Origin of the sequence: Alteromonas australica (genome assembly GCF_000730385.1) — a bacterium.
Classification (GTDB): domain Bacteria; phylum Pseudomonadota; class Gammaproteobacteria; order Enterobacterales; family Alteromonadaceae; genus Alteromonas; species Alteromonas australica.
Genome location: NZ_CP008849.1, coordinates 3,144,565 through 3,163,309 on the forward strand (window position 1 = coordinate 3,144,565; position 18,745 = coordinate 3,163,309).

13 protein-coding genes are annotated in these 18,745 nt (G+C 43.8%); 10 read left to right on the forward strand and 3 right to left on the reverse strand.

Annotated elements, in window-relative coordinates:
- Window positions 1-6: 6 nt before the first annotated feature.
- Window positions 7-810: a 5-deoxy-glucuronate isomerase gene (gene iolB, locus EP13_RS13885; RefSeq protein WP_044057805.1), complete on the forward strand. Its 804-nt coding sequence runs from the start codon at window positions 7-9 to the stop codon at window positions 808-810.
- Here iolB and EP13_RS13890 read toward each other — a convergent pair.
- Window positions 800-1,837, reverse strand: a complete 1,038-nt coding sequence (locus EP13_RS13890) for a LacI family DNA-binding transcriptional regulator (RefSeq protein ID WP_044057806.1) — start codon at window positions 1,835-1,837, stop codon at window positions 800-802. The two genes, iolB and EP13_RS13890, sit on opposite strands and share 11 nt — an antisense overlap.
- Before the next feature lie 465 nt (window positions 1,838-2,302).
- Here EP13_RS13890 and uxaC point away from each other — a divergent pair, with 465 nt between their 5' ends.
- Genes uxaC through EP13_RS13905 form a run of 3 tightly spaced genes read left to right on the forward strand, consistent with a single transcriptional unit; the run spans window position 2,303 to window position 6,038 of the window.
- Window positions 2,303-3,715, forward strand: a complete 1,413-nt coding sequence (gene uxaC, locus EP13_RS13895) for a glucuronate isomerase (RefSeq protein ID WP_044057807.1) — start codon at window positions 2,303-2,305, stop codon at window positions 3,713-3,715.
- Between the two features lie 8 nt (window positions 3,716-3,723).
- Entirely contained in the window at window positions 3,724-5,235 is a 1,512-nt protein-coding gene (locus EP13_RS13900) for a mannitol dehydrogenase family protein (RefSeq protein ID WP_052364422.1), read from the forward strand.
- The gene (locus EP13_RS13905; protein WP_197035932.1) at window positions 5,232-6,038 is read left to right on the forward strand and encodes a ThuA domain-containing protein; all 807 of its coding nucleotides are present in this window, start codon (window positions 5,232-5,234) and stop codon (window positions 6,036-6,038) included. Before EP13_RS13900 ends, EP13_RS13905 begins: the two co-directional genes overlap by 4 nt.
- A 22-nt stretch (window positions 6,039-6,060) precedes the next feature.
- Here EP13_RS13905 and EP13_RS13910 read toward each other — a convergent pair whose 3' ends face one another.
- A complete protein-coding gene (locus EP13_RS13910; RefSeq protein ID WP_044057808.1) occupies window positions 6,061-7,053 on the reverse strand; it encodes a Gfo/Idh/MocA family protein in 993 nt (330 codons plus the stop codon).
- A gap of 325 nt (window positions 7,054-7,378) precedes the next feature.
- Between EP13_RS13910 and EP13_RS13915 the strand changes: the two genes are divergently transcribed.
- The 6 genes from EP13_RS13915 to EP13_RS13940 all read left to right on the forward strand — a co-directional run bounded on the left by EP13_RS13915 (window position 7,379) and on the right by EP13_RS13940 (window position 16,202).
- Complete coding sequence (locus EP13_RS13915; protein WP_197035933.1) at window positions 7,379-8,650, forward strand: ABC transporter substrate-binding protein; 1,272 nt, start codon at window positions 7,379-7,381, stop codon at window positions 8,648-8,650.
- A gap of 2 nt (window positions 8,651-8,652) precedes the next feature.
- Complete coding sequence (locus tag EP13_RS13920; RefSeq protein WP_044057809.1) at window positions 8,653-9,537, forward strand: carbohydrate ABC transporter permease; 885 nt, start codon at window positions 8,653-8,655, stop codon at window positions 9,535-9,537.
- A 22-nt stretch (window positions 9,538-9,559) separates the two neighbouring features.
- A complete protein-coding gene (locus tag EP13_RS13925) occupies window positions 9,560-10,468 on the forward strand; it encodes a carbohydrate ABC transporter permease (RefSeq protein ID WP_197035934.1) in 909 nt (302 codons plus the stop codon).
- Window positions 10,469-10,481: 13 nt separating this feature from the next.
- Window positions 10,482-11,570 carry an ABC transporter ATP-binding protein gene (locus tag EP13_RS13930; protein WP_044057810.1) on the forward strand — a complete coding sequence of 363 codons (1,089 nt, stop codon included), beginning with the start codon at window positions 10,482-10,484 and terminating at the stop codon, window positions 11,568-11,570.
- 367 nt (window positions 11,571-11,937) lie between these two features.
- The gene (locus EP13_RS13935) at window positions 11,938-14,643 is read left to right on the forward strand and encodes a TonB-dependent receptor (protein WP_044057811.1); all 2,706 of its coding nucleotides are present in this window, start codon (window positions 11,938-11,940) and stop codon (window positions 14,641-14,643) included.
- 107 nt (window positions 14,644-14,750) lie between these two features.
- Complete coding sequence (locus tag EP13_RS13940; protein WP_044057812.1) at window positions 14,751-16,202, forward strand: CehA/McbA family metallohydrolase domain-containing protein; 1,452 nt, start codon at window positions 14,751-14,753, stop codon at window positions 16,200-16,202.
- Window positions 16,203-16,253: 51 nt separating this feature from the next.
- On the opposite strand, the gene EP13_RS13945 is transcribed toward EP13_RS13940, so the two are convergent.
- A complete protein-coding gene (locus tag EP13_RS13945) occupies window positions 16,254-18,539 on the reverse strand; it encodes a GH92 family glycosyl hydrolase (RefSeq protein WP_044057813.1) in 2,286 nt (761 codons plus the stop codon).
- Between the last annotated feature and the right edge of the window lie 206 nt (window positions 18,540-18,745).

The following is an 18,745-nucleotide window of genomic DNA, read 5'->3' on the forward strand; positions in this document are numbered from 1 at the left end:
ATTGGCATGTCTCATTTACATATACGCCCTAAAGAAGCAGGCGCAGACAAACGTATTATTAATATAACCCCTGAATCGGCGAACTGGCAGTTTGTTGGTTTTGAGGTGGTGATGCTTGAAGCTGATGATACCCTGGTGGTCAACACCCAAAATACTGAGCTTTGTGCAGTTATTATCTCTGGAGTCGCAGACGTTACGACACAAGAGCAATTGTTTAGTAATATCGGCCATAGAGCTTCAGCATTTGATGGTATAGCCCCTTACGCCGTTTATGCTCCGCCAAAACAGGAATTGACGATAAACGCGCTAACCTCATTAGAGGTAGCCCTTTGCCGTGCCCCCGCAAAGGGCCTTTACCCTGTAAAGCTTATTACGCCTCAAGATTGTGTTACGATGACAAGGGGAAGTGGCACTAATTTACGTCACATTCGCAATATAATGATGGACAATGTAGATGCAGAACGTTTACTGATCACTGAAGTCATTACCCCCAGTGGTCATTGGTCAAGCTATCCACCTCATAAACATGACACCGACGCAATACCACAAGAGAGTGCATTAGAAGAAACGTATTATCACAAGCTTAACCCTAAACAAGGCTTTGCTTTTCAACGGGTTTATACCGACGATAGAAGCATTGATGAAACCATTAGTGTAGAGCATAACAGCGTAGTTACCGTTCCTAAAGGGTATCACCCAGTCGGAACTCCGCATGGATACGAGCTGTATTATTTAAACGTAATGGCGGGTCCAAAAAGAGAATGGATCTTTCACAATGATCCCGATCACGCTTGGATTGTTAACCCGTAAACAAAGTGGTTGATTCTCGAATAACAAGGTCACAATGAAAGGTCTCATTGCTCTCGCTGATATTCACACTACTATTAGCGCCAGCATGCTTGTGCTTTAAACGGCCAATTAAAAACGTAGCTGCGCGATACCCAATGCTGGTTAGTGGGTGGCGCATAGTAGTAATATTAGGCCATACTTTTGTTACGATGGGCGTATCATCGATACTGGCTATTGAAAGCTGCTTAGGTACGCTAATCCCGCGACTTTGCGCTGTATACAATACACCAACGGCCATCTCGTCATTCGATGCAAATATTGCCGATGGTGGAGTGTTTCTGTTGAGTAACACGGAAGCGGCATCTACACCTGACTGATACGTGTAGTAGCCCTGGACAATAAGTGACTCATCCACTTTTAAGTTTGCGTCTGCAAACGCCATTCTATAGCCTTGCTCACAACGCTGACTGGTGTACTGGTCTGGATGGCCTAAAATAAAGCCTATATCGCGATGCTTTAAGTGCAACAGGTAACTTGTCATATCGTAGGCCGCTTTTACAGCGTCCATATCAACAAAATCCCCTCGCGTTTTGTCTTTAGCTCCTATTTGAACGTAACTGATATTTTTGCGATCTAACATATCCAATAACTCAGATTTATCGCTCAAGGGAGGAGCTAGAATAAGACCATCTGCCAAGGTATTATCAATAAATGATTCTATCTCTTCAACCAGTGTGGGGGAGCGATAGCTGCAGTCATATAAAAACACCCCCATTTGCTCTTCTCTACAGCCTTTCATAATTCCCTTCTGTAAGTTCATTATGTAGCCAGGACTGGGGTTATCTGCTAGCAACGCGATAAAAAACGAACGGTTCTTAGCTAAGGCCATTCCTAATGGATTACGTTTGAAGCCGAGATGATCAATAGCCTCCTGCACTTTTTGACGCGTTTCATCTTTAACGTTCGCTTCTTTATTAATAACGCGAGACACCGTTTTTTTTGAAACTCCAGCATGTAGAGCTACATCCTTTATAGTAACCGAACGCATAAGTTTTAAGTTATATTCCTATTTTAATTTCGAGCTATATCGCTAAAGCCTAAACATTAACGACAATGACGTTTCGATTGAGAGTTATTTACCCTTACGATTAAACGAAAATGAAAGTACCGCTGATAAGCATTGTTACCTTACTTCAATTTTACACAAGGCTAAAGTGTGCACCTCGACTATATTTCATTGTCCCCTCACGAAACACCGATGACCGTTTCACTTTACCCTTGCGCCAACCGTGTTTTACGTACCTATCTAACTGGCCACACCATATTGAATAACACAGCGTTTGTAAGACGCAAAGCAGAACCTACTGGCACCGCTTTATTATTGCACTATATTTGACACCGGTGTCAAATATCTTTATAACACACACATATCGTTAAATTTACTGTTTACTGACTTTCCTACTTTTTCAAAGTGAAAGCCAATGAACCAATAAATAAAAGTTTTGGAGACTCTATGGCCAGCACGTTAACTATGCACCCTGACCGCCTCTTTTCATCGAATAAGATCGAGCGAGATATCGCAAGAAATCTATACCAACACGTTGAAAAATTGCCAATAGTTAGTCCTCATGGACACACTGATCCTGCTTGGTTTGCTGAGAACAAAAACTTTTCAAACCCTACAGAATTACTCATTCACCCCGACCATTATGTGTTTAGAATGCTGTATAGCCAGGGGGTTGATTTAGACCAATTGGGCATTCCTAGAAAAGATGGCAGCCATGCCAACGCCGACCCCGAAAAAGCTTGGCAAATTTTCGCCGATCACTATCACCTATTTCAAGGCACGCCTTCACGGATATGGTTAGACTATGTATTTGTGAATACTTTCAATATTACCGAAAAACTAAACAGTAGCACAGCTTCGCACTACTATCAGGTCATTAACGATGCCCTTCAAACAGAAGCTTTCAAACCAAGAAGCTTATTCGATCGTTATAATATTGAAGTCATTGCCACAACAGAATGTGCGACTGATAACCTTAAACACCACCAGAAAATAAAAAACAGTGATTGGTCAGGCAAGGTTATTACCGCTTTTAGACCCGATGCAGTGGTAGATCCTGAGCATGAAAAATTCAATGCCAAATTAGTTCAACTCAGCGAATTAACTAATTTAGATTGTCAAGAGTATTCACAGTATTTGGATGCACTTCGCCAACGCCGTCTATTTTTCAAGGAGATGGGCGCTACATCAACGGATCATGGTCACCCAACTGCTGCAACAGCCAATCTAAGCGATGAACAAGCAAGCGTACTATTTCAAAAAGTACAAGACACCCCAACCGCTAGCGATGCCGAGCTTTTCCGCGCCCACATGTTAGTGAAAATGGCAGAGATGTCATTGGATGACGGACTCGTTATGCAGATACATCCTGGCTCTCATCGAAATCATAACCAGCAACTCTTTGCACACTATGGGAGAGATAAAGGGGCGGACATTCCAGCCAACACAGAGTATGTCAATGCGTTAAAACCACTTCTTAGCAAATTCGGTAACAACACTGATCTGAGTATCATTCTGTTTACTCTTGATGAAACAGTGTACAGCCGTGAGTTAGCACCATTAGCTGGCCACTACCCAAGTTTAAAGCTGGGCCCGGCATGGTGGTTCCATGATAGTCCAGAAGGTATGATGCGCTTTAGGCGCTCAGTAACCGAAACGGCGGGGTTTTATAACACGGTAGGCTTTAACGACGACACCCGTGCGTTTTTGTCTATTCCAGCAAGACATGATGTTGCGCGACGCATGGACTGCACCTATTTAGCTGAATTGGTTGCACGACACATGTTAGATGAATCAGAAGCCGTGACATTGGCCAAAGATTTAGCCTACAACCTAGCGAAGGAAGCATACAAACTGTGAGGGAAACAATGGCTACGAACAGACTTAACGACGCACTACTCACCACGCTAGATATAGCTAACTATCGTAGTAAAAATGCCCCGATTAGTATTGTGCATTTAGGTATTGGTGCCTTCCATCGCGCACACCAAGCCTGGTATACCGACAATGTAAACCTAACGAGCAAGAGCGCTCCATGGTATATCGCGGGGGTATCTTTGCGTAGCGCCAGTGTCCGCGAACAACTTGCCCCACAAGATGGGCTTTATCACGTTATTGAGTCGGACAAAAACGGAAAATCTGCAACGCTTATACAAGCAGTAAAGCAACTACTTGTCGCCCCAGAAAACCCTGAAGCTGTACTTACTTTAATGACGAAGCCTGACACTAAAATTGTCTCGTTAACCGTAACAGAGAAAGGATATTGCCACGACCCCGCGACCAATAAACTAGACTTCAGCAATCCAAGTATTGTGCATGATTTAGAAAACCTAGATAAGCCTAAATCGGCAATAGGCTTTATTGCATCAAGCTTGCAGAAAAGATTCACTTCTCATGGACAAGGGCTCACAGTGTTGTGCTGCGATAACTTACCGCAAAATGGGACAACGTTAAAAGGTTTGATTTGCGAATTTGCTGAACAACTGAATCCCAATTTAGTAGCATGGATAAAGCTTCATGTTTCGTTTCCAAATAGCATGGTAGATAGAATTGTACCTGCTACTACCCCCCAGGATATTGAAGACTTTCAGCAAGACGGTATCCAGGATTTGGGCCTAGTGAAATCAGAACGGTTTAGCCAATGGGTGATTGAAGATAACTTTGTGGCCGGTCGACCAGCGTGGGAAGACGTTGGTGTTACCCTTGTTGAAGATGTGGAACCTTTTGAAAACGCTAAGTTGAGATTACTTAACGGTGCTCATTCTGCTTTAGCATACATTGGCTTCCTTAGCGGCTATCAGTACGTGCATGAAGTCATGGCTGATGAGTATTTAACAAAGTACTTAAAGCATGTGATGCACAATGAGATCATGCCTACATTATCCGCCCCACCCGGCTTAGATTTAACGCAGTACATCAATGATCTATTGGAAAGATTTCGCAACCCCGTGCTACATCACAGTACGTATCAAATCGCGATGGATGGCTCACAAAAACTGCCTCAACGCCTTCTTAATACCGTTATTGATAGGATTGCAAGCCAGGAGTCAATTGAAGGCTTGAGCTTTGCAATAGCAAGTTGGCTGCGCTATACCATGGCATTTGATCAAAAAGGCGACACCATTGAAGTACAAGATCCTTTAGCCGACACGCTGCTAATTATTCGCCAACAACATTGGGATCATATTGATGAATTAATTCGCCAATATCTTGATGTCAGTAGCGTGTTCCCAGCAAGCCTATCGCAATCCGATATTTTCAGTCAGCGCGTCACGTATTGGTTAAGTTATATTTTGGCGAATGGCGTGCAAACCGCACTACAAAGCCTGCTACTGGAAGTACAAGATTACAGTATCAAACCGTTAGGAGCGCTATCATGATTAATGTTACCGTTTGGAACGAATGTCGGCATGAAAAAGAAGATGAAGACGTTCAAGAAGTATACCCAGAAACCATTGGTGGCTGTATCGTTGACGCGCTTAAACCCTTTGGTTTTAATTTAACGTTGTCCACGTTAGATGATCCTCATCAAGGTTGGCCTGATGAGCTGATCGAAAAAACTGACGTGGCCATTTGGTGGGGCCACCGGTATCACGATGAGCTCGATGACGCCATTATTGATAAACTACAAGCCCGTGTGCTCGCCGGAATGGGGTTAATTGTTTTGCACAGTGGTCACCACAGCAAGATATTCAAACGCTTAATGGGAACAAGTTGTAACTTGAGTTGGCGAGAAGCCGATGGCGGAGAACGTGAACGGGTTTGGTGTTTGAAGCCCTCTCACCCAATCGCCTTTAATATTCCACCTCAAGTGGAGCTACCGCAATCGGAAATGTACGGTGAGCCTTTTGATATTCCTGAGCCCGATGAATTGGTTTTCACCTCATGGTATCAAGGGGGTGAGATACTAAGAAGTGGCTGCACATTTCAACGTGGAAGAGGGCGTATATTCTTTTTCTCGCCAGGCCATGAAACGTTCCCCATTTACCGAAACCCAACCATTACTCAGATTTTAGCCAATGCGGTCGCTTGGGCACAGCAACCCCACGAAAGTGGCTGGACAATGCAAAATTGGGGGCGCCCAGTTCCGTTAGAAACAGGAGCCCCGAAGCAAACTTACTTCAAGAAGCCACGTAAATTAATGATTGCCGAAAAAACCGAAAAGAAAAATAGCCAGCGCTAACGCTGGCTTATACCTTATTAGGTTAATCAACAGTAACCATTGCACCTTGCTGGGATGCAGAAAGCTTGATTGCATCCCACAGCTTTGCCATCGCTAAACCTTGGCGCACATCTGAAGGGTTATCAATTTCACCCGTTATGGTTTGCTGGAAAACGTTCATTAGGTTATTCGCAGACTCCTGCTCCTTTCTAACCACTTTGCCATCACTGTCCTCTATTTCCATCCAGCGTCCCCAGGCGCAAACTCTCACCACGTAATCGGTAAAGTAACATTCAATGCGTGAAGTACAACGAATGCTGTTACCGCAGGCATGCAAATTGAACAAAGTCCCATTTTCAAGTTCACCGCTTACCGTGGTAACAATGTCTACCGGATAATCAAGATTGCGCATACTTGCCGTTACGTTGGTTAGCGGGCTATTGGCTAACATTGAGACGGTATTCATCATATGCGCGCCAGTGTCAAACATAAAGCCCCCTCCTGAAACAGCAGGAATTTGCTTCCAATGGCCAGCGTATGTGGTGGCCCAGTTTTCCCATATAGACGCTGTAATACTCACCAACTCTCCATATGTATTAGCCAAAATATCTTGTTTTAGCTGCTGTACTAGAGGCGAAAGCCCGCCTTGATAAGCAACCACTAAGGCCTTACCTGAAGACTCTTGTGCCGCGATGAGTCGATTCGCTTCATCTACGCTGGTTACCATTGGTTTTTCCAATAACACATCCAGACCAAGTGTAAGCGCCATCTCAGCTTGTTCAGCATGACTAGCATGGGGAGTGCAAATATAAACAGCATCTAGATTGTCACTCTGACTTTGTAACAAGGTCTCCCAACTTGAGAAGCACGCAGGCTGAGGTTGGCCTTGCTGATCGGCGATACTTTTGACCAACGTCATGGCATCTTCGTTTGGATCCATTACTGCATCTATTGACACATCAGAACGTGAAATCCACGTTTCAATGTACTGAGAGGCTTTTTTACCACAACCAATTACCGCTAACTTAAGCGCCATCTATTATCTCCTTGAATTTCTCATCACCAAGCTAGCCGTTATTGGCTAATGCGTTATAACCTTACCGGATTTAACGTGTTGGCTTTCGGTTAAATTTAACAAACTTTGTTATATTAAATTTTATCTTGACACCGGTGTCAATATTCGTGATATTAAAAATGTAAATTATATGTAATGCAGGCAAATAATATTGTTATGATTTTGACGAACAATGTAATTAAATTAGCACTCTTTATTCTCAGTTCAGGGGTTACGCGCGATGAAAGGTAGTTTTGCACATCGTGTCGCTATTATTGTTTTTAGTTGTTTTATGTGCGATTGCGCAATGGTTCAAGCTTCACAAAAAAGTCATCCCACCAAACCAACTCTCGTAATTGCCGAACATAGATCAGCCAGGCTAAACGCGCTCTATCAGTTAAAAGAGGGACTTGAAGCGCGCCTAGAAATCAACTTGAAAATTGTAGAATATCCAGCTCCAGCACAAGATTATTTCACCAAACTCGTTACTGAGCTACGAGCAGGAAACGCCCCAGACATTTTTTCTATCCCCCGCGATGTGCAACTAGACGATTTAGCCGCAGCTGGGTATTTAGCCGATTTAACGACGGCGATGCACAACTGGGATGGCTATTCACAATTACCCAAGCTGGTCAGTTCGCTGGCAAAAGGGAGTTTCGACAATCGCACCTATGCCGTGCCTTCCATTGTAGCGATTGAACAACTTTATTATCGTCATGATTTACTTGAGGCTGCCGGTATAGACACTACCCAACCGAAAAGCTGGCAAGAATTACTTCACCGCGCGCGTACGATTAAACAGGTAACCGGTCAATTCCCTCTATTGTTTCCAGCAGGTTTAACGTGGGGAATGGGTTCCTATACCGAAGGGCTACGCTACCTGTTGGCTGGCTTTTCAGATTACCGCTTGATAAACCAACAGGGGCAATACCAACTTAACGACAGCGCTGTCCTTGAGGCCTTTAGTTTCTATCAAACGCTGGTACAAGAAGAACTGCTTCCCGTGACTCCGCTGCTCAACCCAGAACCTTGGGTTATTCCCAAGTACGAAATGTTTCCCAAAGGGGAGCTTATGATCACAACCTGTGGTACTTGGTGCCGGGTTTTCGATTGGGGAGCCAGTAGTCGTAATCCTATTAAGAACGTGGAACAGGCAGTAGGCAATTGGAAAATACCCACAGCCGATGGCTCGCCACCTTTCGTGCTGGCATCTATGGTTTATGCTTGGGCCGTTAATGCAAAAAGCCGCCAGCTCGACATGGCAACAGAGCTAGCACTTGCGCTAGGGTCGGTTGATGTAGCGCTCACCTACGCGAGAAACTTAGGTAATGTTCCCGCCCGCATGGATGCACGAGAGCACGCAGATTTTCATCAGCTAGGTGCTTTAATGGAAGCACATGCTCAACTACCAGAGGCCCGCGCTTTGCGCTCCACCGTAGGAGCGAATGCAGTAATGGCTGGGGTAGCAAGGTCAACAGAAGCAGTTTTAATTGGTCGAGAAGATGCAAAAGGAGCGCAACAATTATTGAAAGCGTACGTGGCAAGTGTGTTGGGTGACAACGCGGTAAGTGAGGATTAGGTATGGCAATGAGTTTCGAATCAAAAAGGCAATTGGGCTATCGCATTATGATGGCTCCCGCGCTACTCCTAATGGGTGCATTTATTGTTTTTCCTGCTTTTTACGCGTTTTCGTTAAGCTTAACCAATGATGCACTTCTTGGCTTTGCAGCAAAAGAGTCATCGTTTGTGGGGCTTCGAAATTTCAGCCGCTTATTTAGCGACCCACTATTTTGGAACTCGCTCAAAGTTACACTTATCTTTGTAATAGGTTCTGCGGTTATTGGGCAATTTGTATTGGGCTTTGCGTCGGCCATCTGTCTTCAGCGCCCTGTAAAATACAAATCTATTTTTAATGCCATCATATGCCTACCTAATGCGGTGCCAGAAATGGTCGTAGGCTTTTTATGGATATCTATGTTTGCCAGTGGTGAATATGGCACGTTAAACCGTATCGTAACTTCTTTTGGCATTGAGCCGCAGCAGTGGCTTTATAGCTTTCCTTTGTTTTCAATTATTATCGTGAACACATGGCGAGGTATAGCCTTTTCGATGATCTTGTTAACCTCAGGTTTGGCATCTATTCCTAAAGATATTTACGAAGCGGCCAAAGTGGATGGCGCCTCAGACAGACAAATTTTCACCCGTATTACGTTACCGCTTATGATGCCGACCATATTTCTCTACATGTTTATCTCTACGGTAACCACTTTTGCAATATTCGGGCTTGTCTACACCCTCAGCCGAGGGGGACCTGCAAATAGCACCGAAATATTGGGTATCTATATTTACAATCAGTCATTCACTTCTTTTCAACTAGGCTATGGCGCAGCGGTAGCCGTGGTGAGTTTGGTGGTATCTATGATTCTAGGTGCAGTCTACGTGCGCGCATTGAAGGTAGAAGTATAGTATGAAAACTGGAGTGACTATTATGACTCACACACACAGCCTGCCAGAGAGTGCTTCAAATCGAAAAGCCTACATGACACTTATCATGATTTCGTTTTTCTGTTTAATTCCTTTCTTTTGGGTGTTACTTGCCGCTTTCGACCCGAATGCAACGCAATTTCTCGCGATCCCTAAGGACGTTACCGTCGCCCATTTTTGGAACCTGTTTGCTAATGAAAGTGGCCTGCGTTGGATTGTTAACTCGGTGCTGATTGTTGGGTTGGCCACGCTACTTACCTTAATATTCGCCGGCTTTGGTGGCTATGCGTTATCTCGAACAAAAGCCTGGTGGAAACGCCCTTTGCTATACGCCATTATTCTCGTTCGAATAGTGCCACCTCCGGCGCTCATCGTTCCTGTTTACAAGGTTATGCTAGCGTTAAATGACATGGTAAACAGCGTTATTATCTCGATTACCGATAACGTTGAACACCAGTTAGTATTGAGTCGAATTTTTTCTTTTGTTGATGGCTATCTAGGACTGATACTCATCCATACAGCCATGCAGCTGCCACTGGCTATTTGGATAATGAAAACATTTTTTGACGCTATCCCTAAAGATTACGAAGAAGCCGCTGCACTTGATGGTGCCAGCCAAATTCAGACGGTACGTCATGTACTTATCCCACTTGCACTCCCAGGATTCGCCGCCGCTGGCTTATTTGCATTTATTAATGCATGGGGAGATTTTCTGATGCCATTAATGTTTACGTCTTCTCCAGAACTGCAAACGTTACCACTGGGTATGTTTAGAGCCTTTCTGCGGGTTGATGCCATTGATTATGGCTTTCTTACCGCCCTTGCGGTTATTTACACACTCCCCGCTGTTATTGCATTTTCGTTTGCCAGAAAGTTTCTAACACAAACTTTTTCTGGCGGTGTAAAAGGATAGAAAGGTTACCAACATGTCACAAATTGAATTGATCAATATAAAAAAGCAATTTGAAAATACTGAAATTGTAAAAGGTGTGGATATTCACATTGAGAAAGGTGAATTCGCGGTCATTGTAGGCCCCAGCGGGTGTGGCAAGTCTACCCTACTGCGGATGATTGCTGGCCTTGAAGATATCTCTAGCGGAGAATTAAAAATTGGGGGACAGGTTGTTAACCATGTATCACCTGATAAACGCGGTATCGCCATGGTATTTCAATCTTATGCCCTATACCCACACATGACGGTAGCAGAAAATATTGGGTTTGCCCTTAGTCTTCAAAAAGTGGACAAGCAGGAAATTAAACAACGCGTGAAAGAAGCGGCAGAAATGCTAGAACTTACTGCGCTACTTAAACGCAAACCGGCTGAACTCTCTGGTGGTCAACGACAAAGGGTTGCCATCGGCCGTGCAATTGTAAAACGCCCGCAACTCATATTGTTTGATGAACCGTTATCTAACCTAGATGCCAAGCTTAGAGTTCAAATGCGCGCTGAACTTATGCGATTACATAGGGAATTCGGATCAACGGTGATTTACGTTACACATGACCAAGTAGAAGCCATGACTATGGCACAAAAAATCATTGTGTTGAATCAAGGAAAAGTAGCACAAGTCGGCAAACCTATGGCTCTGTACAAGCAGCCTGACAATCAATTTGTGGCACAATTTATCGGCATTCCTAAGATGAACTTGCTACCGGGGGCAATAAAAGATAATCGCTTCTTGGGAGAGTGTAATCAAGATGTCTCCTTAACCCAAACTTATCACAATGCCACTCTGGTGAATTTAGGTATTCGACCAGAGCATGTCAATATTGATCATCAGGGTAACGAATGGAACGTTATTCTAGTGGAACGTTTAGGCGTAGAAACATTCATCCATGTTAAAGCAAATAACGCGCAACAAGTGGTTGTGAGGCTAGAAGGAAATACCGACGTTGCAGAAGGTCAAAGGGTTGGATTGATAATAAATCCCGAAGTATGCTTTTTGTTTGACGAGAACGGCGAACGAATACACCCCAAGCTAGACGTTTTAAATGTTGTACAAAACTCAGCGTAAATGGTTCTACCTAGTAACACAATATCAGGCCTTAGTGCGACGCTAAGGCCACTTCATGTGAAGAGTTAACATAACGTTCAATTACCCAGACTTTTCAAACCGCCCCCTACTTTTAATGGCTTGCCCCCGGTATCATTAACCTTCAAAAAGTCGCCTCCCCGTACAAAAAATTAACAAAAAACAAGCCAAACAGGCGAATAAACACACACAAAAAGCCGAAATTTCAGACAAAAAAGAAAAAGCGGATTAAAAAACACACAAAAGTTAACAATGGAATAAAAAATAGTAAAAATTTTGATTACTTGTTGACACCGGTGTCATTGATCCTATAAATTCATGTTAGTTAATTGTTAATCAGGGGACGACCATGAATAAAAAAGTAAAAACCGCAATAGCTTTGGGTGTAATTACTGCCCTATCTACAACATATGCTATACCTGTCATCGCCCAAGAATCGGCTGATGACACGCTAGAAATAATTGAAGTAAAAGGATTTCGTGGCGCAGTAATAAAAGCCAAGGACTTAAAACGCGAATCATTAGTTGCACAAGATTCAATTGTTGCAGAAGACATCGCTGATTTTCCCGACTTAAACCTAGCTGATTCATTACAGCGTGTTCCCGGGATAGCAATTACCCGTGAAGGTGGAGAAGGACGACAAATATCACTTCGCGGAATGGGCCCTCAATTCACGCGGGTTGAAGTTAACGGTATGGAAGCCTTAGGTTCGTCTTCATCTCCTATGGACAGCCGGGGCGCAGTTACCCGCTCAAGGGCTTTTGACTTTAACATTTTCGCATCTGAATTATTTAACCAAATTGATGTTAAGAAATCGTATTCTGCCGAAATCGAAGAAGGCGGTATCGGTGGTACTGTTAATTTGAAAACGGCCAAGCCTTTTGATTTCAGCGGCCCTAAAGGGGTGGTTGGTGTACAAGGTGGCACAAATACTAATACTGACAATTTTGACAATCGCTTTGTAGGCATGGTGTCTAATACGTGGGATAAGTTTGGCGCTCTGGCCTCTATTGCTTATAGTACAAGGAAGTCTAGCGAGCACGGCTACAACACTTATAGATGGCGTAAAAAAAGCACTTCAGACTATAGTGATAGCATCGACTCAGGCACTGCTGCATTGCTTGAAAGCGGCGATTTATGGTTTTCTAGAGGTAACCGCTACTCTGTCTGGAATAACGAACAAGAACGCTTAGGTATTACTGCCTCTTTGCAGTACCGTCCATCAGATGACGTAGACTTAAGCCTAGACTTCATGCGAGGCGAACTGAACAATACCTTAGATGAGCACCATATATCTACTGGCGGCTCAAGTAGTACCGCATTAGGTCGCGTGGAAGAGCTTGAATATATTGATAATAACGGTGATAAAGAAGTGGTATTCGCCCGTTATTCTGATACCACTGTACGAACAGAGTCGCGTGAAGATTATAATGAGTCAATCTTTACTCAGGTTACGTTCAATGCAGATTGGGTCATTTCAGATGCATTATCGGTAGAAGCACAAATAGGCACAAGTTCCTCTGAATACAATCAACCTAAGGTTAATAAAGCTAACCTTATGCGCGAAGGAAGCGGCATCACCACAGATTTCACCCAAGACCGTTTTTATGGCGTAAATACCTATGATTTCGATCCTACATCGACTGACGGTTGGTTAGTTAAAGACTTGTACTTCCAAGAAGACTACATGAATACCGACTACGATAATGCCAAAGTTGATTTTAGGTACTTAGTTGGTGATTCTGGCACAATCAGTTTTGGCGCAAACTATAAAAAATTCACTAACTCCGGTGAACGCAGACGTGATTCAGGCTATGTGCAAAGCAAAGATACTCCACTTAATACTGGCGTAAATACTATTTCTTCTGATATCACTGAAGTCTATTCTGATCACCCAGATCAAAGTTGGTTACAACTAGACATGGATGCAGTTAAAGCGTTTTACGGCTTATCTGATCTCTCGTTAGGAGACGATACTGTTGTAGAGACCTATGCCTTCGAAGTGCAAGAAGAAACCCAAGCACTTTACGGCTTATATAGCTGGGATAGCATACTGGGTGATTCGACCTTTAGAGGAAGTATAGGCTTGCGCTACTACAACACAGAACTGACTTCTAGCGGTGTTTCTAATGGTGAAGACATTACCATGGTTCGCGACTACTCAGGCGTACTGCCTACCCTGAATGTGGTGTATGAGGTAAGCGAAGATGTACTGCTGCGCTTTAGTGCAAGTAAAAATCTAACTCGTCCCTCTTTAGGCGCGCTTTCGGTCTCAGCGAGTGTATCGCAAGCTACCTTGGCAGAAGGTGACATTGGTTCAGTATCAATAGGTAACCCTGATTTAGAACCGTATTCATCAGTCAACATTGATACCTCTATTGAATCTTATTTTGAAGGCGTTGGTTACCTTTCTGCTGCGGTATTCTTCAAAGATATTGAAGATTTTATAGTCACGGAAACAGCAGCTGAAACCAAAACCCTTGCAGAATTGTCGTTGCCTGAATCTTTGTTGCCAAACGGAGGCACTTCGGACACTCAATTTAATGTAACCACACCGCAGAATGCCGACGCATCCACTATTAAAGGTTTTGAGTTATCTTTCCAACGTGATTTCGATTTCTTGCCCGAACCTTTCCACAATATGGGGATGATTGCTAACTACACTTGGGCAGATGGCACAAGTAAGTACCGCAATGTACAAGGTAGCGGGGAAGATCAAGTTAAGGCATTCCAAGGGCTATCAAAAAGTAGCTACAACCTAACTGTCTATTATGAAACAGATACATGGGGCGCTCGCATTGCTGCAGCCTACCGTGACCGTTACATTAGTCGCGTTGAGTCTGGCCTTGGCGACGAAGACGAACGTGGATTCCATGAAACCACTTATGTCGATTTCTCGGCTTTCTATCAGCTCAGTGAAGCACTTAAGCTGAACATTGAAGGTATTAACTTAACCAATCAACAAGAAGTTCAGTATAGTGACTCCAGTGATCGTCAATACAACACCACGACGAGCGGAAGAACCTATATGGCAGGTGTAACTTATAAGTTTTAATCTGTTACTTATTGTCAAAGGCGCCTGAATTTTCTGGCGCCTTTTTTATTACTACATATATTGTAACGTTGACGTTTTTATTTTGGTCATAATTTTAGGAGCCTGTAATGCGCTACCCAGCATTGTACTCAGTGATTTTATCTTTCCCGCTTTTAGCGTCATGCAAAAGTACTGTTGACCAGCCCCAAAGTAATATCCCGCCGAGCTCCACTCAGCAGGCAACAACACCAGAGTGGCTAGCAGGTGATCACCATATCCATGGTAAATATAGTGCTAGATGGGATTGGAGTACCACCCCACCTACGCCTATTTTACGAGGAGATGCACAGTACGCCACCGCCATTTACGCGCAAATGGCAAAACATCACAATCTTAGTTGGATGGTTACCACAGATCATGGTGGCCCTGCTCATAGTAAGGTAAATTTACATCAAGCCTATCCAGAGCTTGTTGCATCGCGCGAGGCCACACCTGAAGTATTGCAGTTTTACGGAATGGAATTTGACACACCAGGAGCACGCCACTGTAGTTTAATCATTCCACATACTGCGAATGAAGCTGAACAACTTTTTCGTATAGAAAAAAACTTTAATCGACGTGAGGTTGAACCCAATTCCGTCCCCAGAGACACCAATGCCTTTATGTTAAAAGCGCTAAAGTCCATGCAAGCCGAGAAAGATAAACCGCTTTTAATTGTAAACCACCCTGCTCGTTTAGCAGACAAGCTCGCTAGCTTCAAAAAGGTCACCCCCGAGAAACTAAAAGGTTGGCAAGATGCCGCACCTGATGTAGTGATAGGGATGGAGGGTGCGCCAGGACACCAGGCCAACGCGCTGAACCCTAATGGCTCAATAAAGAAATCTGGAAAGCGTGGCGGCTACGATCATTTCCCTACTATGGGTGGCTTCGATCAGATGACCGCTATTGTAGGTGGTGTATGGGATCGTATGCTCAGTGAAGGTAGGCATTGGTGGATAACCGCAGCATCCGATAGCCATATGCATTACACAGAAGGGCGAACAGACTTTTGGCCGGGTGAATATTCAAAAACCTATGTTTTTGCTAACAAACAATACGCCGATATTATGCAAGCAATGCGCGACGGAAAAATATTTGTTACCACTGGCGATCTAATAGATTCATTGTCAGTTGAAGTGAAAAGTAACGCCAATCTGACTGCCAATATAGGAGAGACAATCGCCATTACGTCGGGTGGCGATGCCACAGTAAGAATACGATTTCATGACCCTGACAATCACAATTTTGGCCGTCAGAACCCAAAGGTCGAACGTGTGGATGTGATTATTGGAAACGTAACGAGTGGCGATGAACCTGATGTAGCGCCGGTGGTTCATCGTTTTACACCCGATAAGTGGAGGGTAGATGGACAATATGGGGTTATCGAAATATCACTTAACGATATTCAACAAGGGCATTACATTCGTGTTAGAGGCACCAACAATGCAGATGAACTTGAACCTGAAATAGACCCGCCAGGTGAAGATCCTTGGTCTGACTTATGGTTTTACAGTAACCCTGTATTTATTATTTTAAATTAGCCCTATCGGCCTGCCAACATACTCACTATCGTATGTTGGCAGAGCCACTTATTATTTTTGCATGGTCGACAACGAAGGGGGGAACTTACCCTTTCCCCAGTCAGATGGCTTAGATGCCATTTTTAATTTCAGCTCTCCTCCTTTTATTACATCTTCATGCGCTATCCAAGTGTTATTAAATGGCTTGCCGTTCAAGCTGGCAGAAACAATGTACCGATTCTTTTTACTAAGCTTATCGGCGACCACTTTAAAGGTGTTCCCCCCTTCAAGATGCAAGGTAGCCGACTTCACTTGTGGCGTGTTAATTAAATAATATGGCTGTCCCGCATTGGGAAATAGGCCAATCATGTGAAAGGCCAGCCAAGATGACATGGCGCCCGAGTCGTCGTTACCCGGCAAACCGTCTCGCGCGCTGGTGTAATGTTCTTGGATGATTTTATTAATTCTGTCAGAGCTTAAATGTGGCTTCCCTAACCAATGATAAAGCGTTGGTGTTAAAAACGAAGGTTCATTGGCTACATTGTAATAGTTGTGTTCAAAGAATGTGTTTAAGCGAGCTTCAAATGCACCGCTACCGCCACTCTTCTCTATCACTTGTGCAATATCATGAGGTACATAGAATGAGTATTCCCATGAACTAGCTTCGTAGAAAAAACCACACCACCAGCACACACAATTTGGCCAGTCTTGCGCAAGCGGCGTGTACTCAATGTTCTGCGCTATACCATCTTTGATAGTACAAGGAACTTCATCTACCCACTTTCCATCAGCATCTTTAGGCATAATGAAACCACGAGCGCCGTCGTGCTCGGTATCACGCCATAAGTTTTGCCAATTATTTGATTGATCAATAAACCGGTAATATTCCCCCATGCGATGCAAACCTTTTGCAACGGTGGCTAACGCAAAGTCGTTGTATGCGTATTCTAGGGTGCGATTTCCCGCGCGCACGTAATCGGTAGATACATAACCTAAATGGTTGTAATCCTCTAAGCCCCCTCGCCCTTCTTTCTCGCTATTTCCACCAGGAGAAACTGTGGCATTTTTTATCATCGCTTTAAGGGCTTGGTGGTAATTAACGCCGCTTAAATTTTTAGCGTAAGCATCTGCAATGACCACATCAGCGTTTGAACCGCCTTGAGTGCGACCATTTGTATTACCGCTGCGCCCTTCAGGTAAATAACCATCGTAGCGATAGATATTTAACATGCCATTGATAATATCAGCTTGGCGCTCTGGAGCAATTAAGGTGATGAGAGGTGAAGATGTACGAAAGGTATCCCAAATGGCGTAGAAGTCGTCATAGTAAGGTGTTGCCGTCCAAAGCGGGTTTTCACCGGAACGATCTACCGGCATCAACATCGTATGATATAACCCTGTATAGAACATGACGCGCTGTTCTCGGCTTGCTGATTTATCTAATTCGATTTGCGCAATTAACCGTTCCCACTTTTGTTCACTTTGCTCTCGTACCAGATTAAAGTTCCAATGCGGTATTTGACCTCGAAGATTCTCAGCTGCCTTGGCTTCGCTAATAAATGAAATGCCTATTTTCAGCTTAACTGTTTTACTTTTATGGTCGCTAAACCGGCAAACTACGCCCGTTTTATCACCCGAGTCATATTGACTCTTTATAGACGGATAAAGGGTGTCACCCTTGAACGTGCTAAAACTATCACAGGGTTGATTAACCTGGGCATGATAATACACCGTGTATGCATTACCATTATTCCAACCGCCGCGAATTCGACTATAGCCTCGAATTTCAGTTGGCGAAATGACTTCTACCTGAGAACCAACAAATTGCTGTGCTTCCCTTGCATCAGGAACGGCTTTTTCACCTAGAAAAAATCCACCGTCTATTTTAATCGCATTGTTGCGATTATCACGAAACGTGTATTGATGAAATGCGGCTCTATCGGCGGTGGCTAGCTCTGCTTTTATTCCCCACTTAACCAAATCAGTCGCATAGTAACCTACGCTGGTATGCTCATTGGCACGTAAACTCGTTTGCGCAACCGACTCGAAATCTCCTGAATACGGCATAATAGAAATATTACCGTACTTAGGTCCGCCACCTGTACCGCTGACGTGTATTTGACTAAAGCCAACGAGGGGTTTGGTTAAATCTGGGTCGTAACCACTATTACTGTGAGTGCCAATATCTGGCCCTGGCTTCACCATGCCAAATGGGTTACTGGGGCCAACGAACACGTTCCCCAAACCTTCTGAACCAATGAAGGGGTCGATATATTCATGGTAGTTGTCCTTAGCGAAACTCATCGAACAACAAAGCAATATTGAAAGAAATAAAGTAGATTTCAGCAAATTGAGCATTAATGTGACCTTTAAGCGCAAACTAATTGTGGAACTAGCCGCTATTAACGAAATTTTAACGAGTATTTTTTACCACGTCTTTGACACCGGTGTCAAACCTAGCATATAGTAGTTAACAGTCGACACGTTGGCCTCAGTAAATTTGTTAACGCTCGACTAGTCACTTTAATTGGACAAACCAATAAAACCTGAATTCCTATAGCTTT